General features: G+C 63.2%; 21 protein-coding genes. 8 read left to right on the top strand and 13 right to left on the bottom strand.

Features of this window, described 5'->3' with window-relative positions; all coding sequences use genetic code 11:
• Nucleotides 1-89 precede the first annotated feature (89 nt).
• The 7 genes from ispC to rpsB all read right to left on the bottom strand — a co-directional run bounded on the left by ispC (nt 90) and on the right by rpsB (nt 5,871).
• A complete protein-coding gene (gene ispC / locus WOB96_RS00225; RefSeq protein WP_341369247.1) occupies nt 90-1,274 on the bottom strand; it encodes a 1-deoxy-D-xylulose-5-phosphate reductoisomerase in 1,185 nt (394 codons plus the stop codon).
• Complete coding sequence (locus tag WOB96_RS00220; RefSeq protein ID WP_341369246.1) at nt 1,271-2,071, bottom strand: phosphatidate cytidylyltransferase; 801 nt, start codon at nt 2,069-2,071, stop codon at nt 1,271-1,273. The genes ispC and WOB96_RS00220 overlap by 4 nt, the downstream gene beginning before the upstream one ends.
• Nucleotides 2,068-2,817 (bottom strand): isoprenyl transferase, encoded by a 750-nt coding sequence (locus WOB96_RS00215; protein ID WP_341369245.1) that lies wholly within the window; start codon nt 2,815-2,817, stop codon nt 2,068-2,070. The genes WOB96_RS00220 and WOB96_RS00215 overlap by 4 nt, the downstream gene beginning before the upstream one ends.
• Nucleotides 2,818-2,821: 4 nt before the next feature.
• Nucleotides 2,822-3,388: a ribosome recycling factor gene (gene frr, locus WOB96_RS00210; protein WP_341369244.1), complete on the bottom strand. Its 567-nt coding sequence runs from the start codon at nt 3,386-3,388 to the stop codon at nt 2,822-2,824.
• Complete coding sequence (pyrH, locus tag WOB96_RS00205; RefSeq protein ID WP_341369243.1) at nt 3,382-4,113, bottom strand: UMP kinase; 732 nt, start codon at nt 4,111-4,113, stop codon at nt 3,382-3,384. Before pyrH ends, frr begins: the two co-directional genes overlap by 7 nt.
• Nucleotides 4,114-4,117: 4 nt before the next feature.
• Nucleotides 4,118-5,011 (bottom strand): translation elongation factor Ts, encoded by an 894-nt coding sequence (gene tsf / locus WOB96_RS00200; protein WP_341369242.1) that lies wholly within the window; start codon nt 5,009-5,011, stop codon nt 4,118-4,120.
• A gap of 92 nt (nt 5,012-5,103) precedes the next feature.
• The gene (gene rpsB, locus WOB96_RS00195; protein WP_341369241.1) at nt 5,104-5,871 is read right to left on the bottom strand and encodes a 30S ribosomal protein S2; all 768 of its coding nucleotides are present in this window, start codon (nt 5,869-5,871) and stop codon (nt 5,104-5,106) included.
• 270 nt (nt 5,872-6,141) lie between these two features.
• Between rpsB and map the strand changes: the two genes are divergently transcribed.
• From map to hflD, 8 genes are read left to right on the top strand one after another with little or no spacing between them, the layout of a single operon-like run.
• The gene (gene map / locus WOB96_RS00190; RefSeq protein ID WP_341369240.1) at nt 6,142-6,927 is read left to right on the top strand and encodes a type I methionyl aminopeptidase; all 786 of its coding nucleotides are present in this window, start codon (nt 6,142-6,144) and stop codon (nt 6,925-6,927) included.
• Between the two features lie 4 nt (nt 6,928-6,931).
• Nucleotides 6,932-9,646, top strand: coding sequence for a [protein-PII] uridylyltransferase (gene glnD, locus WOB96_RS00185; RefSeq protein ID WP_341369239.1), 2,715 nt, complete (start codon nt 6,932-6,934; stop codon nt 9,644-9,646).
• Nucleotides 9,639-10,511 (top strand): squalene synthase HpnC, encoded by an 873-nt coding sequence (gene hpnC / locus WOB96_RS00180; RefSeq protein WP_341369238.1) that lies wholly within the window; start codon nt 9,639-9,641, stop codon nt 10,509-10,511. The genes glnD and hpnC overlap by 8 nt, the downstream gene beginning before the upstream one ends.
• Before the next feature lie 4 nt (nt 10,512-10,515).
• Nucleotides 10,516-11,379, top strand: coding sequence for a presqualene diphosphate synthase HpnD (hpnD, locus tag WOB96_RS00175; protein WP_341369237.1), 864 nt, complete (start codon nt 10,516-10,518; stop codon nt 11,377-11,379).
• 9 nt (nt 11,380-11,388) lie between these two features.
• Nucleotides 11,389-12,714, top strand: a complete 1,326-nt coding sequence (hpnE, locus tag WOB96_RS00170; protein WP_341369236.1) for a hydroxysqualene dehydroxylase HpnE — start codon at nt 11,389-11,391, stop codon at nt 12,712-12,714.
• Nucleotides 12,715-12,749: 35 nt separating this feature from the next.
• On the top strand, nt 12,750-13,508 hold the full coding sequence (locus WOB96_RS00165; RefSeq protein ID WP_341369235.1) for a YciK family oxidoreductase: 759 nt from the start codon (nt 12,750-12,752) through the stop codon (nt 13,506-13,508).
• 25 nt (nt 13,509-13,533) lie between these two features.
• Nucleotides 13,534-13,941 (top strand): VOC family protein, encoded by a 408-nt coding sequence (locus WOB96_RS00160; RefSeq protein WP_341369234.1) that lies wholly within the window; start codon nt 13,534-13,536, stop codon nt 13,939-13,941.
• A complete protein-coding gene (gene hflD / locus WOB96_RS00155) occupies nt 13,934-14,563 on the top strand; it encodes a high frequency lysogenization protein HflD (RefSeq protein ID WP_341369233.1) in 630 nt (209 codons plus the stop codon). The genes WOB96_RS00160 and hflD overlap by 8 nt, the downstream gene beginning before the upstream one ends.
• Before the next feature lie 12 nt (nt 14,564-14,575).
• Here the strand turns inward: hflD and nusB are convergent, their stop codons facing one another.
• Genes nusB through nrdR form a run of 6 tightly spaced genes read right to left on the bottom strand, consistent with a single transcriptional unit; the run spans nt 14,576 to nt 18,900 of the window.
• Nucleotides 14,576-15,010 carry a transcription antitermination factor NusB gene (gene nusB, locus WOB96_RS00150; RefSeq protein ID WP_341369232.1) on the bottom strand — a complete coding sequence of 145 codons (435 nt, stop codon included), beginning with the start codon at nt 15,008-15,010 and terminating at the stop codon, nt 14,576-14,578.
• Entirely contained in the window at nt 15,007-15,492 is a 486-nt protein-coding gene (ribH, locus tag WOB96_RS00145) for a 6,7-dimethyl-8-ribityllumazine synthase (protein WP_341369231.1), read from the bottom strand. Before ribH ends, nusB begins: the two co-directional genes overlap by 4 nt.
• Complete coding sequence (gene ribB / locus WOB96_RS00140) at nt 15,489-16,616, bottom strand: 3,4-dihydroxy-2-butanone-4-phosphate synthase (RefSeq protein WP_341369230.1); 1,128 nt, start codon at nt 16,614-16,616, stop codon at nt 15,489-15,491. Before ribB ends, ribH begins: the two co-directional genes overlap by 4 nt.
• Nucleotides 16,616-17,254 carry a riboflavin synthase gene (locus WOB96_RS00135; RefSeq protein ID WP_341369229.1) on the bottom strand — a complete coding sequence of 213 codons (639 nt, stop codon included), beginning with the start codon at nt 17,252-17,254 and terminating at the stop codon, nt 16,616-16,618. Before WOB96_RS00135 ends, ribB begins: the two co-directional genes overlap by 1 nt.
• Nucleotides 17,255-17,281: 27 nt before the next feature.
• Complete coding sequence (ribD, locus tag WOB96_RS00130; RefSeq protein WP_341369228.1) at nt 17,282-18,394, bottom strand: bifunctional diaminohydroxyphosphoribosylaminopyrimidine deaminase/5-amino-6-(5-phosphoribosylamino)uracil reductase RibD; 1,113 nt, start codon at nt 18,392-18,394, stop codon at nt 17,282-17,284.
• Nucleotides 18,391-18,900 carry a transcriptional regulator NrdR gene (gene nrdR / locus WOB96_RS00125; RefSeq protein ID WP_341369227.1) on the bottom strand — a complete coding sequence of 170 codons (510 nt, stop codon included), beginning with the start codon at nt 18,898-18,900 and terminating at the stop codon, nt 18,391-18,393. Before nrdR ends, ribD begins: the two co-directional genes overlap by 4 nt.

The raw sequence follows: 18,900 nt of genomic DNA, 5'->3' as shown, positions 1-18,900 counted from the left end.
CCCGTATTCAGCCAGCGTCAGGCCAGCGCCTCCTGCCAGCTACAGTTGTCGGAATGGCAAACAATCGATGTCCGCGGGAGCGGGTGGACTCAGGCCACCGGCACGCCCTGACTGCGCACCCAACCTTCCGCGTATTGCCGGGTCTCGGCATCCAGCGCCAGAATTTGTTCGAGTGTTTCCGCCCCGGCAGAAGCGATTGCCGCCAGGGCAGCTTCGATCAGTGCCGGGATCTGCAAAAAGCCCATCTTCCGATCCAGAAAGGCCTGCACCGCCACTTCGTTGGCTGCATTCAACACCGCAGGCGCGCCGCATCCCTGGCGCAGGGCCTGATAGGCCAGCGACAGGCAGGGAAAGCGGTTCAGGTCGGGCGCCTCGAAGGTCAAGGGTCCTCTGGCGGCCAGATCCAGAAAGCTCACCCCGCTGCTGACCCGTTCCGGGTAGGCCAGCGCATGCGCGATCGGGGTGCGCATATCCGGCGTGCCCATCTGCGCCAGCACCGAACCATCCTGATATTCAACCATGGAGTGCACGATGCTCTGGGGATGAATCAGCACATCAACCGTATCAGTGCACATGCCAAAAAGCCAGAATGCCTCGATGACCTCCAGCCCCTTGTTCATCATGGTCGCGGAATCCACCGAGATCTTCCGGCCCATGCTCCAGTTCGGGTGCGCACAGGCCTGCTCCGGCGTGACGCTGGCAAGTGTTTCCAGCGGCGTGGCGCGGAAGGGTCCGCCCGATGCGGTGAGAATGATGCGGCGAAGGCCGGAGCGATTCGGCAGGCACTGAAAAATGGCATTGTGCTCGCTATCGATCGGCAGCAATGTGACCTGGTGCTCACGTACCGCGTCCATGAACAGGGAGCCGGCCATCACCAGACACTCCTTGTTGGCCAGCAGGACGCGCTTTCCGGCCCGCACGGCAGCCAGGGTGGGCAGCAGGCCGGCGGCTCCGACGATGGCTGCCATCACGTCATCCACCTCGGGCAGGGCCGCGATGCGGGTCAGGGCCTCGGGGCCGGACAGCACCTCGACATCGTGGATGCCGGCCTGCGCCAGCGCGCCTTGCAGGCGTTCAGCGGCACACAGGTCCACCATGGCCACATAGGCAGGCCTGAAACGCTGACAGATGGACAGCATTTCCGCATCACGCCGATTGCCGCTCACCGCCACGAGACGGTATCGCTCCGGATGCCTGCCAATGACATCGAGGGTGCTGTGCCCGATCGAGCCGGTTGCGCCCAGGATACAGAGGCCACGTTGTTGTACCGTCATTGCATCACCATCAGACCCAGCACGAAAATGGGAACAGCCGCGCTCAGGCTGTCGATTCGGTCGAGAATGCCACCATGTCCTGGCAGCAGATCGCCACTGTCCTTCACGCCCACCCGACGCTTGAGCATGCTTTCGTGCAGGTCGCCAATCACGCCAAAGAATCCGGTTATGAAGCCAAGCAGGAAGCCGGTAACAGCCGAGCCCCAGACTGGCTGGAAAAAAACGAGCGCGCCCAGTGTGCCAACAAGTCCACTGGCGAGCAAGCCGCCCCAGAATCCAGCCCAGGTTTTTCCCGGGCTGATCTGGGGGGCCAGTTTCCCCTTGCCTAGGGCGCGTCCAACGAAATATGCCCCGACATCCGCCGCTGACACCAGGAGCAGCGCCCAGATGACCCATCCAGGTCCCTGGTTGAAAAGCGTCAGGCTCAGCGCGGTAAAGGGCAGAAGGGTTGGCAGGGCTGCGAGCAGGGTGCCAGGAAGTCTGCCCGTGCTGGGTGCTTCCTGGTGAAAACGAAGAACCCGGAAACTGACGAACCCCCACCAAGCCAGGGCAAGGCCCCCCCAGAGCCAGGATGGCAGGGGATAGACATAGAGCAGGACATAGCTGATGCCAAGCACAGAGGCCAGCAGCGACAGGCGGGCCAGCCTGTCATGAATGCCGGACAGCAAGGCCCACTCCAGCATAGCCAGACCCAGCACGGTGAAAAGCAACAGATGGAAGACCCAGCCGGGCGCGCCCAGCAATATCCAGAGCACACCCACTGTGAGCGCAAGGGCGGTAAAAAGGCGGTATTTCAACACTCTTCGTTTGCCAGCTGATCACCGGTACGGCCGAATCGGCGCTGGCGCCTGCCATAGGACAGCAGGGCCTGCTCGAAGGCCGGACCATCGAAATCGGGCCAGAGTATATCGGTGAAGTACAGTTCGGTATAAGCCAGCTGCCACAGCAGGAAGTTGCTGACCCGCTGTTCCCCGCCCGTACGGATGAAAAGATCCGGCTCCGGCAGGTCCGCCAGGCTGAGCCTCGATGACATCATCTGCTCATCGATCTGCTCAGGCGAGAGTTCCCCATTTGCCACTTCCTCGGCAATACTGCGGGCAGCCTGGGCGATGTCCCAGCGGCCGCCATAATTGGCAGCGATGGTCAGCATGAGAGAGGTGTTCCGGGCGGTCAGTGACTCTGCCCAGTCGATGAGATCCTGCAGTTCTGGTGAGAATGCCCGCCTGTCGCCAATGATCCGCAGGCGGATGCCATTGCTATGCATGCGCTTGGCTTCCCGTTGCAGCATGTGCTGAAACAGATTCATCAGCAGACTGACCTCACTGGCCGGGCGGCGCCAGTTCTCGCTGCTGAAGGCAAACAGGGTCAGGGCCGAAATCCGGCGGTTGACGCAGTCCTCGACGATATCGCGAACCCGGTCGGCGCCGCGATGATGGCCCATGACCCTGGGCAGGAATCGCTGCCTGGCCCAGCGGCCATTGCCATCCATGATGATCGCAACGTGCCGGGGCAACTGCGAAGCGGGAGCAAGCCCTTCACTCACGCGCTCAGACTTCCATCAGGTCGGATTCCTTGGCGCCCACCACTGCATCCACCTCGTCGATGTAGCGATTGGTGAGCGTCTGAATCTCTTCCTGAACCCGGCGCTCCTCATCCTCGGAGATCAGTTTCTTTTTCTGCAGGTCCTTGAGATGGTTGTTGGCATCGCGGCGCACGTTGCGGATTGCCACCCGTGCGCCCTCGCCCTCTTGACGCACCAGCTTGGTCATCTCGCGCCGGCGCTCCTCGGACAGGGGCGGCAGAGGCACCCGCAACGAATCACTCGAAGACGAAGGATTCAGACCCAGATCCGACTCGCGAATGGCCTTGTCGATCTTGTTCAGCATCGGACGCTCCCAGGGCGTCACCTGCAGGGTCCGGGCATCCGTGACCGAGATGTTGGCGACCTGGGAAATCGGCATCTGACTGCCATAATAATCGACGGTCACATGATCGAGGATGGAAGCACTGGCGCGGCCGGTACGAAGCTTGGTCAGCTCGTTCTTCAGGGCCTCGATGCTTTTTTTCATGCGGGTTTCGGCATCCCGCTTGACTGCACTGACATCTTCTAGCATGACGTTGTTTCTCCGTGGACGAGCGTGCCTTCGTCCTCGCCGCTTACCACCCGCAGCAGGGCGCCTGGCTTGTTGATGGAGAAGACCGTGATCGGCATGTCGTTGTCCCGGCACAGGGTGATGGCGGTCGCATCCATGACCTGCAGATTCCTTTCCAGGACCTCATTATAGCTCAGACGGTTATAACGCATGGCCTGTGGATTGCTTACCGGATCCTCGGTATACACACCATCGACCTTGGTACCCTTGAGCACGATATCCGCCCCGATCTCCATGGCCCGCAGGCTCGCCGCCGTGTCGGTGGTGAAGAAAGGATTGCCGGTACCACCCCCAAAGATGACCAGGCGGCCCTTTTCCAGATGGCGGATGGCCCGCCGGCGGATGTAGGGTTCCGCCACCTCGCTGATATGCAGTGCCGATTGCACGCGCGTGGGCAACCCGAGACTCTCGACGGCGTCCTGCAGGGCCAGGCTGTTCATCACCGTGGCCAGCATGCCCATGTAATCCGCGGTTGCGCGATCCATGCCATCGGCTGCCTTGGCCATGCCGCGGAAGATGTTTCCGCCGCCAATGACCACCGCCACCTGCACGCCGGTATCGGTGACCTCTTTGATTTCGCGGGCGATGCGCTCGATGACGCCCCGGTCGACGCCGTACTGGCCATCGCCCATGAGCGCCTCGCCGCTCAGTTTCAGCAGGATGCGTTGATATCGATGGCGTGACAAGGAATCACCCCCGCACCTGGGCCATGACCTCTTCCGCAAAGCTCACTCCCTCCGCCTTTTCGATACCCTCGCCCACTTCGAAGCGGGTGAAACGCTGAACCTGGGCGTCCCCGAAGCTCTTCTGCAGGTCGGCCACGGTCTGGTCGGGGTTTTTCACGAAGGGCTGGCTCAACAGGGAAATCTCGGCAAGCATCTTGTTCAGGCGGCCGCTGATCATCTTCTCGACGATTTCGGCTGGCTTGCCGCTGTCGGCTGCCTGCGCCACGAGGATTTCCTTTTCCTTGCCGACCCGCTCGGCAGGCACATCCTCGGCGCGCACGAACTCGGGCCGGGAAGCCGCCACATGCATCGCCACATCGCGGGCGAGCTCACCGAGATTCGATGCCGTGCCGGCAACATCCACCAACACGCCGATTCGTCCGCCATGCACATAGGAGGCGATGGCGCCAGCATCCTGCCGGGCGTAACGCACGAAGCGACGGACGTTGATGTTTTCGCCGAGCTTGGAAATCAGCCCGCGGCGGACTTCCTCGACCGTGCCATTCTGTATGCCCAGCCCGAGCAGGGCATCGACACTGTCGGCCTCATGGCTGGCGGCCAGTTTCGCCACATCCTGGGCGAAGCCCTGAAAATCCTCGTTCTTGGCGACGAAATCGGTTTCGCAATTGACCTCCACCATGGCGCCGCTGCGACCATCCTCGACAACATGCACGCTGATGACACCCTCGGCCGCCACGCGCCCGGCCTTCTTGTCGGCCTTGGCGAGACCTTTCTTGCGCAGCAGTTCGATCGCCGTGTCCATGTCACCACCGGCTTCGGTCAAGACGCTCTTGCATTCCATCATGCCGGCGCCGGTGCGTTCCCTGAGTTCCTTAACCTGTGAGGCACTGATGCTCATAGATGCTCCATGTATGCTGGATTCCGGGAGGGGTACCGCCTTTGCGCGACACCCGTGAAATCTGGATTCGGCACCCAGGGGCGCCGAAGTGTTCAGGCCTGTTCCATCTCGGCACTGTTGTCGTCAGTGACCTCGACGAACTCGTCAAGCAGACCCTGGTCGAAGCCCTGACGGCCAGCCAGCACCGCATCGGACACGGCGGCGGTATAGAGGCGGATGGCGCGGATGGCGTCATCATTACCGGGGATCACGTAGTCCACCCCAGAGGCATCGTGATTGGTATCCACGACGGCAATCACGGGGATGCCCAGCTTGTTGGCCTCGGCAACGGCGATCTTTTCATGGCCGACGTCGATCACGAACATGGCATCGGGCAGCCCCTTCATGTCCTTGATGCCACCGATGCCGCGTTCGAGCTTCTCGAGCTCGCGCTGCAGGTTCAGGGCTTCCTTCTTGGTGATCTTGTCGAAGGTGCCGTCATTGGCCATGGTCTGGATCTCTTCCAGACGCTTGATCGACTGCTTGATGGTCTGGAAATTGGTCAGCATGCCGCCCAGCCAGCGATGGTTCACGTAATAGCTGCCGGAACGCAGGGCTTCCTGCTTGATGGCTTCGCGGGCCTGGCGCTTGGTGCCGACGAACAGGATCTTGCCGTTACGGCGCGAAAGATCCTCGATGAAGCGCAGGGCCTCGCGGAACATCGGCAGGGTCTTTTCCAGATTGATGATATGGATCTTGTTGCGCTCGCCAAAGATGTAGGGGGCCATCTTGGGATGCCAGTAACGGGTCTGGTGTCCGAAATGAACGCCCGCTTCCAGCAACTGGCGCATGGTGATATTGCTTGCAACCTGCGTACTCATGACTTCTCCTTGATTGGGTTGAGCCGCCATGCACCTCGCCTCGCCATCCGCAATGCGGACACCCAGCGGGCGGATCTGATGCATGTGAGAATTGACAATCGACCGCGTGAACGGTTGCGCGCTTTATACCATTTTGCGGCTTTCGGGGCAATTCATTTCCCGGCTCCGGACCCATGGCCTATCGTCTCGGCGCCGGGCTTGATAAGATAGGGTATTTTCCGCCCGAAACCGGCCTTGCACTGTCGCCTGGATGAGGTCCAAATCAAGTCTATGTCGATCACCATCAAAACCCCTGAAGAAATCGAGAAAATGCGCATTGCCGGCCGCCTGGCCGCCGACGTGCTGCACATGATCACCCCGTATGTGAAGGCTGGCGTGACCACCGGCGAGCTTGACCGGATCTGCCACGACTACATCGTCAATGAGCAGCAGGCCATCCCCGCTCCCCTGAATTACCGGCCTGGACCCGGCTATCCGCCCTTCCCCAAGTCGATCTGCACCTCGGTCAATCACCAGGTCTGCCATGGCATTCCCGGCGACCGGGTGTTGAAGAACGGCGACATCGTCAATATCGACGTGACCGTCATCAAGGATGGCTACCATGGGGATACCAGCCGGATGTTCTTTATCGGCGAACCTCCCCTCAAGGCGCGGCGCGCCAGTGACGTCGCCTATGAGGCCATGATTCGCGGCATAGCGGTGGTGCGGCCCGGCGCCACGCTCGGCGACATCGGCCACGTCATCCAGACCTATGCCGAGTCCCAGCACTGCTCGGTGGTGCGGGAGTTCTGCGGGCATGGCATCGGCCGCAAATTCCACGAGGAGCCCCAGGTGCTGCATTACGGCAAGCCCGGCACCGGGGTCAGACTGGTACAGGGCATGACCTTTACCATCGAGCCGATGATCAATGCCGGCGGGCGTTCCATCCGTCAGCTCAACGATGGCTGGACCATCGTCACCAAGGACCATAGCCCATCGGCCCAGTGGGAACATACCGTTCTGGTGACCGAGGATGGCGTGGAGATCCTGACGCTCATGCCCGAGGACCGGGGGTAAGTCCATGTCGTTCCGGATCGATCGCGCTCAACTGCTGCAAAAGCAGGCTTTCCAGCGCCAGTTGCGCAGCCTCGGGAAGGCGGGCGATCCAGGCGTAATCCTGCCAGGCTTCGCCCAGCTCTGTCGTGATTATCTCGAACAGGGCCGGCTGCGCTTGCAGACCGCCTATCAGATGGGCGCCAGCGGCACCCAGCTGGTACATGGCCAGCGTTTGTTGATGGATTACCTGCTGGAGCAGATCTGGCGGCTGCTGCCCCGATTTTCCGCACAGGGTCCTGCGCCTGATCTCGCCCTGGTCGCCGTGGGTGGCTATGGACGGGGTGAGCTCCTGCCGCATTCCGACGTGGATCTGCTGTTTCTGGTCGGGAGCGAGGCCGTGGATTCGGCCACCCAGGCGTTCATCGAGGCCTTTGTCACCTTTCTCTGGGATGTGCGCCTTGAAGTGGGTCACAGCGTGCGCACGATCCAGGATTGCCTCGATACCGCCGCCGACGACATCACCATCATCACCAGCCTGCTGGAGGCGCGTTTTCTGAGCGGTAGCCAGCCGGCCTTCTCCGCCCTGCAGCACGCCATCCGCGACAACAATCCCTGGTCCGATGCCGCCTTCTATGAAGCCAAGCTGGCGGAGCAAGCGGTGCGCCATGCCCGTTTCGGCGATACGGCCTACAACCTCGAACCTAACATCAAGGAAGGACCGGGCGCCCTGCGTGATCTACAGGTGGTGGAGTGGGTGGCCCGGCGCCACTTTGCCTGCATAGATCTGCGTTGCGCCATGCACGCCGGCTACATCACCCCGCGTGAATATGCCACCCTCATGAACGCGAGGAACTTTCTCTGGCGCCTGCGGGCAGGCCTGCACTATGCCGCCGGACGCCGCGAGGACCGCCTGCTCTTCGATTACCAGGCACTGCTCGCCAGTGACCTGGGTTATCGGGACACGGCCGAGAGTCTGGGCATCGAAAAGCTGATGAAGCGTTATTTCAGGACCCTCAAGGAGGTTTCCGTTCTGACGGAGATGCTGCTTCAGAGTCTTGGCGAAGACATCCTGCCGCCTCTGCCGGAGAATGCGCGGCAACTGGATGAGCATTTCGAGATCCGCCAGGGACATCTGCGGGTGATCGATCTCGCAACCTTTCAGCGTGAACCACATACCATGCTGACCCTGTTTCAGCATCTGCAGCAGCAGGACAGTCAGGTCAGGATCGGGCCGCGCACCCTGCGCGCCCTGCGGGCCAGCGTGTCGCGCATCAATCATCAATTCCGCGACGACCCGCGCAACCAGGCTACTTTCATGCAGATGCTGCGCCACGGCCAGGGCCTGACGCGCATCCTGCGCCAGATGAACGCCTATGGCATTCTGGGGGCCTACATCCCGGCTTTCGGGCGTATCGTCGGCCAGATGCAGCACGATCTTTTCCATGTCTACACGGTGGATCAGCACACCCTGTTTCTGGTGCGCAACCTGCGGCGCTTCTCGGTGCCGGAGTTCGCGGACGAACTGCCACTGTGTTCGGAAATCTATGCCGGACTGGAAAAACCGGAACTGCTGATCATCGCCGGGCTGTTCCATGACATTGCCAAGGGCCGCGGTGGCGACCACTCCACACTCGGCGCCGAGGATGCCCAGCGTTTCTGCCAGCGCCACGGACTATCGCGCGATGACACCGCGCTGGTCAGCTGGCTGGTGCGCCAGCACCTGATCATGTCCAGCGTCAGCCAGCGACGCGACATCGAGGATCCCGAAGTGATCCGCGAATTCACCCAGCAGGTTGGCAGTCAGCGCTATCTTGATCATCTTTATCTGCTGACCGTGGCCGACATCCGGGCCACCAACCCGGACCTCTGGAACAGCTGGAAGGACCAGCTCCTGCGGGATCTCTATCACGCCAGCAGCGCGGCCTTCCAGCGGCGTGGCAACCTGCCCGCGCAGGGCGAGGAACTGGTCCGGTACAGGCAGTCCCATGCCCTGGGCCTGCTGCCCGAGCAGGCGGAATCGCTGGCGCAGAGGCATTGGGAGCGCCTGGGAGATGCCTATTTCTTTCGCTATGAGCCCCAGGAAATTGCCTGGCATACCGAGGCCATCGTCGGCAGCCACAGCCTGGATCTGCCGCTGGTCAGGACGCGCCTGCACCCGCAGCAGGCAGGCACCGAAATCCTCATCTACATGCCCAATGTTGCCGGCGGCTTCGCCCGCATCACCGGCGCGCTGGACAGCCTGGGCCTGAACGTCATCGATGCGCGGCTGGACATCACGCCCGACGGCTTCTCGCTGGATACCATCCGGGTGCTCGATGGCGATGACGGCTGCATCGATGATCCGGCTGCACTCACGGAAATGGCCGCCATGATCGGCAACGCCTTGCGGGGCAAGCCCTTGAAAAAGGCCCCGGTCTGGCGCATTCGTCGCAGACGCCGTGCCATGCAGTCCTTCCATACCCCGGTCGAGATCCATTTCGACAGCAATGCACTGTCGTCCTACACCCTGATGGAGGTCTTTGCGCCCGATCGTCAGGGTCTGCTCCATGAGATCGCCCAGGTGCTGCAAACCTTCCAGGTGCAGGTGCAGGGTGCCAAGATCGCCACCTTTGGCGAACGCGTCGAGGATACCTTTTTCCTGGTGGACAAGGATGGCTGCAAGTTGCAAGCCGGGATCCTGCCGGCCCTGGAGGCGCAACTGGTCAGCTCGCTGTCTCCAGAGCCTGTGACTCATGCCTGAAAGCCTTACCCGGCCTGCCGCGGATGTGCGCCAGGCCTATGCCTGGTGCCGCCGTCTGGCCGCCGGACATTACGAGAATTTCCCGATTGCATCCCTGCTCCTGCCCCGATCCCTGCGCGATCCCGTGGCGGCCATCTATGCCTTTGCTCGCCTGGCCGACGATCTTGCGGACGAGGGCAGCGCAAGCCCCGACGCGCGACTGAACGCCCTGGCGGCCTGGCGCGCAAAGCTGCATGCTGCCGCCCGGGGCCAAGCGGATGAACCGGTCTTCATTGCCCTGGCCGACGCCATCCCTCGCCATGATCTGCCAGTCGGGCTGCTGGAGGACCTGCTGTCCGCCTTCGAGCAGGATGTCGGCAAAACGCGCTATGCCAGTTTCGGTGAGCTGATGGACTACTGCCGGCGTTCGGCCAACCCGATCGGGCGCCTGCTGCTGCATCTCTATGGTGTCACGGATGCCCGCTCCCTGGGCCAGAGTGACGCGATCTGCAGCGCCCTGCAATTGATCAACTTCTGGCAGGATGTCGGCGTGGACCTCAAAAAGGGCCGGATCTATCTGCCAAAGGAGGACATGCAGCGCTTTCGGGTCAGTGAAGCGGACCTGCTGGCCGGGCGCATGTCTCTGGGTTTGAATCAACTCATGCGCTTTGAAGTGGACCGCACCCGCCGCCTGCTGCAAAGTGGCGCGCCACTGGGCAAGACCCTCAAGGGCCGCCTGGGCTTCAACCTGCGTCTGACGGTGCTGGGGGGTGCCGCCATTCTGGAGGCCATTCACAAAAATGACTATGATGTCCTGCACAAGCGCCCGGTGATCCGCTGGAACACCTGGCCCCGACTCCTGCAACGCGCCATTCTGGCCAGATGACACCGTGAATCCACAAGATTATTGCCAGCAAAAGGCCGCCCGGAGCGGTTCGAGCTTTTACTACAGTTTCCGTCTGCTCGATCCCGAGCGGCGCGAGGCCATCACCGCATTGTATGCCTTCTGCCGGGAGGTCGATGATGTCGCGGATGAATGCGCCGATGCCCAGGTAGCGCGCGTGAAGCTTGCCTGGTGGCGTGGCGAGGTCGAGGCGCTGTATGCAGGCCAGCCCACGCATCCGGTGACCCGCGCCCTGCAACCTGCAGTGCAGCGCTATGAGTTGCCCCGCGAACAGTTGCTGGAAATCATCGACGGCATGGAGATGGATGTCGACATCAACCGCTACGGCACCTTCCGCGAACTGTCGCTCTACTGTTACCGGGTGGCGGGCGTGGTGGGACTGCTGTCGGCACAGATCTTTGGCTACCGGAACCGGGCAACCCAGAAGTATGCCCATGATCTGGGCATGGCCTTCCAGTTGACCAACATCATCCGCGACGTGCGCGAGGACGCCGAACGCAACCGCATCTATCTGCCCCTGGAAGACCTGCGGCGCTTCGATGTCAGCGAGGATGACATCCTCAACGTCAAGGAGAGCGACAGGTTCCGGCAGTTGATGGCCTTCGAGGCAGCAAGGGCGGAAGAGCTTTACCAGAAGGCCCTGGAGGAACTGCCGCCCGAGGACCGCTACGCCCAGTTGCCGGGCCTTGCCATGGCGGCAATCTACCGGGAGCTGTTGCGCGAGATCGCCGCCGAGGGTTATCAGGTATTGCGCCAGCGCACCACCCTCACCCCGCTGCGCAAGCTCTGGCTTGCCTGGCGCACGGCGCGCGAGGAAAAGCGGCTGCATCGCGCGCGGCAGCGTCAGTAGCGTATCCGCGTGAGTGCACCTGTTGCCGTCCTGGGTGCCGGCTGGGCCGGCCTGACTGCTGCATTGGCCCTGCTGCGCGCCGGCGTCGAGGTCGAGATCTTCGAAGCCGCAAGGCGCCCCGGTGGCAGGGCGCGCGCCATCTCCCTGCACGGCCAGCAACTGGACAACGGCCAGCATATCCTCATCGGCGCCTACACCGACACCCTGGAACTGCTGCACTCGCTCGGCACGCGCCAGCACCTGCGGGAGCAGCGCCTCATGCAGTTGCACTACCGCGATGCCCAGGGTAAAGGGTTCAGCCTATCGGCCGCGCCCCTGCCCGCCCCCCTGCATCTCGGCTTTGGCCTGCTGCGCAGCTCACTCCTTGACTGGCGGGAACGCAGGCAGGCCCTGGCCCTGGCCTTGCAATGGCAGCGGCAGGGCTACGCTGTCGCCCAAGACCAGCCGCTGGCGGCCTATCTGCTTGGGCGCCAGAGCGCCAATGCCGTGGCGCGGCTCTGGGAGCCGCTTTGTCTTGCCACGCTCAATACGTCGCTTGAGCAGGCCAGCACCCGCTTGTTTCTGGGTGTGCTCCGGGAGGCCTTCTCGAAAGAGGCGCGTCACAGTCGCCTGATCATCCCCGGCTCCGATCTCTCGGCCCTGTTTGCCGATCCGGCCCTGGCCGAGATCGCCGCGCGCGGCGGCAGGCTGCATCTTGGCGAACGCGTCCGGGCCATTGGGCAAGCCCATGGCGGATATGAGATCCGCAGTTCAGGCGGATGCTATCCGGCCAGCCAGGTCATCTGCGCCCTGCCGCATCGCGCCACGGCGGCACTGCTGGACTTCCACCCGGCCCTCTCAGGGCTGCGGGATGAGCTTGCAAGATTCCAGGACAATGCCATCACCACGGTGTATCTCGATTATCCTGCCGATACCCGTCTGGCGCAGGACTGTTTCGGATTGCTAGGTACCGTCGGGCAGTGGGTCTTTGATCGCGGGCGGCTGCTGGGCGAACATGGGCGGCTGGCGGTGGTGATCAGTGCCGAAGCCATCGACCCGAAACCCTCACCGGCAGCGCTGGGACGCCTGATTGCCGGAGAGCTCTTCCGGGCCTTTCCAGGACAGCTGCCGCCAGATCCACTGGGGGTGCATGCGGTGCGCGAGACCCGCGCCACCTTCCAAGCCAGCCCGGCAATCGAGGTGCTGCGCCCCGGCACGGCAACGCCCCTGCCCGGTTTCTGGCTGGCCGGGGACTATACCGCCACCGGTTTGCCGGGCACCCTGGAAGGTGCGGTGCGCAGTGGCCGAGGGGCCGCGACGGCAGCGATAGCCCGACAGCAGCAACTCGGTGCATAATATGCGGTTTGTAAAATTAACGAGAGGATGTGAGCATGCCTACTTACATAGCGCCATCCGGCCTGCTGAAGGACCGTGTCATTCTGGTGACGGGTGCGGGGGAAGGGATCGGGCGCGCGGCAGCCCTGGCCTATGCTCGCGCTGGCGCGCAGATGATCCTGCTGGGCAAGCGCGTCAGTCTCCTTGAAAATGTCTACGACGAAATCGAGCAGGCGGGCGGCTCGACCCCGGTGATCCATCCGCTTGATCTGGAAGGCGCCAATGCCGATCACTATGGCGAAATGGCGGAGCATATCGAGTCAGAATTTGGCCGGCTCGACGGCATCCTGCACAATGCCGCGGAACTTGGCGTGCTCGCACCCCTGGAACATTACCAGCCGGCACTCTGGGGCAAGGTGATGATGATCAACCTCAATGGCCCCACGCTGCTCACCCAGGCCTGCCTGCCTCTGCTCAAGAAGGGCCCGGACAGCCGATTGATCTTCACCACCGACAAGATGGGCCCGAAGGGACATGCCTACTGGGGGGCTTACGGCGTGAGCAAGGCCGCCATCGAGAACCTGGCGCAGATGCTCGCCGAGGAACTGGAAAACTATCCGGTGCGCGTCAACCTGATCGATCCCGGCCCGGTACGCACCAAGCTGCGGCGCAAGGCCTACCCGGGCGAGGAAGCGGAACAGCATCCGACGCCGGATCAGGTGATGCCGCTCTATCTTTATCTCATGGGCCCGGACAGCCGTGATGTGCATGGCCAACGCCTGAATGCCCGGGACTGGCTGGAAAACACCCGCTGAGGCTCAGCAGCCGACAAGGCCACGCATGTTCCGCATTCAAGGGCTCCTGCACAGCTCGTTTCTGGTCTCCGATCTCGTGACAGCGCGGGACTTCTATGAGTCGGTGCTTGGATTGAGTCCCAGTCCGGCGCGACCGACAATGGATTTCGAAGGTGTCTGGTATGCGCTGGGCGAACAGCAGGTCCATTTGATGGCCCTGCCCAACCCGGACAGTGCAGCAGGACGCCCCGAACATGGGGGACGGGATCGGCACGCGGCCTTCGCCGTGACCGATCTGGCCGATCTCCAGGCCCGGCTGCAAGCGCGTAACATACCCTTTACCCTGAGCCGTTCCGGACGCCAGGCCCTGTTCTGCCGCGACCCGGATGGCAATGCACTGGAATTCGTGCAGATGCGCGAGCATCCCCAAGAAAAAGCGAGCCTGCATGAGTGATTCGACTACTGACCGTACCCTGGCCCTGGCCGGGCTTTTCCAGGCGGCCGCCCAGGTGCAGCATCTTGCGCGCGAAGGCACGTCCGATCCGGACATGCTGGAGACTGCCGTGGCCAGCATCTTCAATACCAAGCCGAGCAGCACCGAAGCGGTATTTGGCGGGCGGGATCGGCTCAAGGCCGGTCTGCACCTGATCGGTGAAATCACCAACCGGCGCAGTGCCCCGCCCCTGCGCGAAATCACGCAATATGTGGTGACGCTGCTCGCCCTGGAGCGCCAGCTTGCCAAGCGTCCGGCCATGCTGGACCAGATCGGGGAAGGCATCGAGCGAGCGCGCAACCAGGCCGAGCATTTCTCGCCATCGCATGCCTACGTCCTGAGCAATCTCTCCGCGGTTTACAGCGAGACCATCAGTACCATGATGCCCAAGATCCTGGTGCACGGTTCCCAGGCCTACCTGACCAACCCCGAGATCGCCACCCGCATCCGGGTTTTCCTGCTCGCCGGCATTCGGGCAGCCGTGCTCTGGCGTCAGCGCGGCGGGTCACACTGGCGGCTGCTCTTTGGCCGCTCGGCCATCGCTCGCACGGCGCAGGACATGCTCAGGCAAATGCAGACCTGAACCCGGACATCCCTAGCGCCCTCTGCGGCTGGTCTCGCTGCTGCGCCACTGCTGCGCCAGCTTGTCGAGCACGCCGTTGACGAAACGGTGGCCCTGGTCCGAACCAAAGCCCTTGGCCAGTTCCAGCGCTTCATTGATCACTACCCGGTAGGGCACATCCGGGCGCGCCATCAATTCATAGGCGGCCATGCGCAGGATGGCGCGTTCGACCTCGCTGAGATCGCTCCACTTTCGGTCGCGCACCTGGGCCTGGATGGCCTCGTCGATGGCCTCCAGGTTCTCGAACACCCCGCGCAGGATCTGCTGGAAATACTGCGGATCCGCTTCCTGGGCGTGCTCGTCTTCCAGGAACTGGGTTTCGATGGCGCGCGGATCGGTCGGATTCATCTGCCATTGATACAGGGCCTGCATCACCGCCTGGCGCGCCTTGACTCGATTTCCGCTCATAGCTGCTTCAACAGGTTGACCATTTCGATGGCTGTCATCGCGGCATCCACACCCTTGTTGCCGGCCTTGGTGCCGGCACGTTCGATTGCCTGCTCGATATTGTCGGTGGTCAGTACACCGAACACGACCGGAATGCCCGACTCCATGCTGGCCTGCCCCACGCCCTTGGCGGCCTCGCCAGCCACGTAATCGAAGTGCGGCGTGCCACCACGGATCACCGCACCGAGGCAGATCACGGCATCATACCGCCCGCTGACCGCCAGACGCCGGGCCACCAGGGGGATCTCGTAGCTGCCCGGCACCTTGATCACTTCCAGGTCCGTCGCTTTCGCGCCGTGGCGTAGCAGGGTGTCGATGGCCCCAGCCTGCAGGTGGTCGGTGATGAAGCTGTTGAAGCGCCCCACCACCAGGGCAAAACGCCCGCCCCTGACCTGCAGATCCCCTTCAATTACCTTGATTTCGGACACTTTCACATCCCTCATGGTTCGCCCCCGAAGGGCTCTTGATCCACGATCTCCAGGCCAAAGCCTTTGAGACCATGCAGTTTTTTTGGATGGTTGCTGAGCAGCACCGCCTTGCGCACGCCAAGATCAGCCAGGATCTGGGCGCCGATGCCATAGCTGCGCAGCGAATCCCCCTCCCCGCCTTCGGGCAGCAAGCCACGCCGCTGCAACTCGAAATCACGCACCTTGTTCACCAGCCCCTGGGCCGATTCCGGATTGCGGATATAGACCAGCACCCCGCGCGGGGCCTGGGTGATGGCTTTCAGGGCCGCCTCGATGCCAGCCTCACAGGCCGCCCCGCCACCAAAGACATCACAGAGGGTGGACTGGGCCTGCACCCGCACCAGCACCGGCTCGTTTCCGGCCTGCTGGACATCGCCCCAGCTCAGGGCCAGGTGGGTTTCCTGCTCCACCTCGCTGAAATAGGCATGCAGGGTGAAGGTGCCATGGGCGGTCGGCCAGGGCGTACTGGCGACGCGCTCCACCAGGGGCTCGCGCCGGCGGCGATAGGCAATGAGATCAGCAATGGTGCCGATCCTGAGCTGATGCTGCTCGGCGTAGGGCAGCAGATCCGGCAGACGCGCCATGCTGCCGTCCTCGTTGAGGATCTCGCAGATCACGCCGAAGGGTTTGCAACCGGCCAGTTGCGCTAGGTCGCAGGCGGCCTCGGTGTGCCCGGCGCGGGCCAGCACGCCACCCGGGCGCGCCATCAGCGGGAAGATGTGGCCCGGCATGACGATATCATCCGGGCCGGCCTGATCGGCAATGGCCGCCAGCACGGTGGTGGCGCGGTCGGCGGCGGAGATGCCGGTGGTCACGCCCTGGGCCGCTTCGATCGAGACGGTGAAATTGGTGGCAAAGGCCGTCTGATTGCTCGACACCATCAGCGGCAGGCGCAATTGCTTGCAGCGCTCCGGCGTGAGCGTCAGGCAGATCAGACCGCGCCCGTGCTTGGCCATGAAGTTGATGTGCTCGGGCGTGACGAACTCGGCGGCCATGACGAGGTCGCCTTCATTCTCGCGATCTTCGTCATCCATGAGCACGACCATGCGCCCGGAGGCAATGTCGGCAAGGATCTCTTCGGGGGGGCTGATATGGGGCATCAGGCGAAGCCGTTATCTTTCAGGAATTCGGGGGTGATGGTTGTATCTTCGCGTTGCATCAGACGCTCCAGATAGCGCGCCAGCAGATCCACTTCCAGGTTGACCCGGGTTCCCGGCCGCCAGGCATCGGCCGTGGTCTCGGCCAGGGTGTGCGGGATGAGATTGAGATCAAAACTGTCGCCGGACACGGCATTGACCGTGAGGCTGATGCCATCCACGGTGATGCTGCCCTTGCCGGCAATGTAACGCGCCAGCTCGCGTGGGGCACGCAGGCGGAAGAACTCCGAGCGGCCTTCGGAGTGGCGTTCGACCACCTCCCCCACGCCATCCACATGCCCCGCCACCAGGTGGCCACCGAGGCGATCGCTCGGGCGCATGGCCTTTTCGAGATTGACGGGTTGATTAGTCTGCAGGTCTCCCATGATGGTCTTGCGCAGGGTCTCCTTGGAGACGTCCACCCAGAAATGCCGGGGGCCCTGCTCGGTGACCGTCAGACAGACTCCGGACACGGCAATGCTGTCGCCGAGGGCGACATCTGCCATGTCCAGCATGCCAGCATCGATCTGGAAACGCATGTCTCCACCCTGGGGCTGTCTGGCAGCGATTCGACCCACGGCCTGAATGATGCCGGTAAACATCGTGATCATCCTTTCAAAGGGCTACAACTAGATTCCGTCCGGCTGGACCTGGTGCCCGGTCGTCATGATCAGGCGCGCGTCATTGCCCAGCATCCGGCAATCCTGCAACCGGAATTGGGGCACCTGACTCAGCTCCTCGAAAACCGGCAACCGAGCCAGGGGCAAGGCGTCCGGGCCCAGCAGCTTGGGCGCCAGATAGAGCACCAGTTCATCCACCCAGCCACCCATGATCAGCGCGCCAGCGAGCGTCGGCCCCGCTTCCACCAGCACCTCGTTCATCTCATGGCTGTTGAGCAGATGCCAGAAGGCGGTCAGGTCCAGCGCGCCCTGCGACTCGGGCAACTGCTCCAAATCGGCGCCGAGCTCCTGCAACACCGCCTTGTGCAGACGGGATGCGCCCGCCGCATGACATATCATCACCGGACCCGGCGTCTGAAACAAGCGCGCCTGCACCGGCGTGCGCAGCTCCCGGTCCAGGATCACCCGCCAGGGCTGGCGCGGTAGCGGCTCATCCAGCCGGGGGTTGAGCTGCGGATCATCGGCGAGCACGGTGCCGATGCCGGTAACGATGGCGCTGGACCGGGCCCGCAGATGGTGCACGTCGGCGCGCGCCTCGGGCCCGGTGATCCACTGGCTGGCGCCGTTGGCCAGCGCGGTGCGGCCATCCACGCTGGCGGCCAGCTTGAGGCGCACCCAGGGCCGACCGCGACGCATGCGGCTGATGAAGCCGGGATTCAGCGCCGCCGCTTTTTCGGCCAGCAGGCCGACTTCCACCTGGATGCCGGCTTGCCGCAGCCGGGCGATGCCCTGGCCCGAGACCAGCGGGTTGGGATCCTCCATGGCCACCACGACGCGCGCAACGCCGGCCTTCACCAGGGCATCGGCACAAGGGGGCGTGCGTCCAAAGTGGCTGCAGGGCTCCAGGGTCACGTAGCAGGTCGCGCCCCGCGCCGCCGCACCGGCCTGCTGCAGGGCATGGACCTCGGCATGCGGGGTGCCGGCCTGTACGTGATAACCCTCGCCGATGATCTGGCCGTCCTTGACGATCACCGCACCCACCCGCGGGTTAGGATCGGTGCTATAGAGCCCTTTTTCTGCCAGGGCCAGGGCGCGGGTCATGTACTCGCGATCCGCGCTCACGACCTGGACTTGTCCGTTGGCAACAGACTGAGCTGATCCGTACCAGGCGTATCGATGCGCTGGCGCAAGCGATCGATCTCGTCCTTGAAGGCCTCGACATCGGCGAAGCGGCGATAGACGCTGGCAAAGCGCACATAGGCGACCGGATCGATCTCGCGCAGCGCCTCCATCACATATTCGCCGATCAGGCGCGCCGGCACTTCGCGCTCGCCAGTCTCGCGCAGACGCTTTTGAATGGCCCGCGCGGCGGCGTGTACCTGGGCGGTATCCACCGGCCGTTTGCTGAGCGCCCGCTGCAAGCCGCGCAGCAATTTTGCCTCATCGAAGGGCTCGCGCCGGCCGTCCTGCTTGACCACCGAGGGCAGGGCCAGCTCCACCCGCTCGAAGGTGGTGAAGCGGCCGCCACAGGCCGGGCACTCGCGCCGGCGACGCACGCTGCTGCCCTCATCCGCCAGCCGCGAATCCACCACCCGCGTGTCTTCGTGATTGCAGAAGGGGCAGCGCAC

This window comes from Thermithiobacillus plumbiphilus, assembly GCF_038070005.1.
In the GTDB taxonomy this organism is placed as follows: domain Bacteria; phylum Pseudomonadota; class Gammaproteobacteria; order Acidithiobacillales; family Thermithiobacillaceae; genus JBBPCO01.
This window is presented reverse-complemented; position numbering and strand designations above follow the sequence as displayed.

What these genes read in the sequence shown, in the direction of transcription:
- ispC (WP_341369247.1), bottom strand. Translation starts at nt 1,274, where the DNA reads ATGACGGTACAACAACGTGGCCTCTGTATCCTGGGCGCAACCGGCTCG.
- frr (WP_341369244.1), bottom strand. Translation starts at nt 3,388, where the DNA reads ATGCTAGAAGATGTCAGTGCAGTCAAGCGGGATGCCGAAACCCGCATG.
- tsf (WP_341369242.1), bottom strand. Translation starts at nt 5,011, where the DNA reads ATGAGCATCAGTGCCTCACAGGTTAAGGAACTCAGGGAACGCACCGGC.
- rpsB (WP_341369241.1), bottom strand. Translation starts at nt 5,871, where the DNA reads ATGAGTACGCAGGTTGCAAGCAATATCACCATGCGCCAGTTGCTGGAA.
- map (WP_341369240.1), top strand. Translation starts at nt 6,142, where the DNA reads ATGTCGATCACCATCAAAACCCCTGAAGAAATCGAGAAAATGCGCATT.
- glnD (WP_341369239.1), top strand. Translation starts at nt 6,932, where the DNA reads ATGTCGTTCCGGATCGATCGCGCTCAACTGCTGCAAAAGCAGGCTTTC.
- hpnC (WP_341369238.1), top strand. Translation starts at nt 9,639, where the DNA reads ATGCCTGAAAGCCTTACCCGGCCTGCCGCGGATGTGCGCCAGGCCTAT.
- WOB96_RS00165 (WP_341369235.1), top strand. Translation starts at nt 12,750, where the DNA reads ATGCCTACTTACATAGCGCCATCCGGCCTGCTGAAGGACCGTGTCATT.
- WOB96_RS00160 (WP_341369234.1), top strand. Translation starts at nt 13,534, where the DNA reads ATGTTCCGCATTCAAGGGCTCCTGCACAGCTCGTTTCTGGTCTCCGAT.
- hflD (WP_341369233.1), top strand. Translation starts at nt 13,934, where the DNA reads ATGAGTGATTCGACTACTGACCGTACCCTGGCCCTGGCCGGGCTTTTC.
- nusB (WP_341369232.1), bottom strand. Translation starts at nt 15,010, where the DNA reads ATGAGCGGAAATCGAGTCAAGGCGCGCCAGGCGGTGATGCAGGCCCTG.
- ribH (WP_341369231.1), bottom strand. Translation starts at nt 15,492, where the DNA reads ATGAGGGATGTGAAAGTGTCCGAAATCAAGGTAATTGAAGGGGATCTG.
- ribB (WP_341369230.1), bottom strand. Translation starts at nt 16,616, where the DNA reads ATGCCCCATATCAGCCCCCCCGAAGAGATCCTTGCCGACATTGCCTCC.
- WOB96_RS00135 (WP_341369229.1), bottom strand. Translation starts at nt 17,254, where the DNA reads ATGTTTACCGGCATCATTCAGGCCGTGGGTCGAATCGCTGCCAGACAG.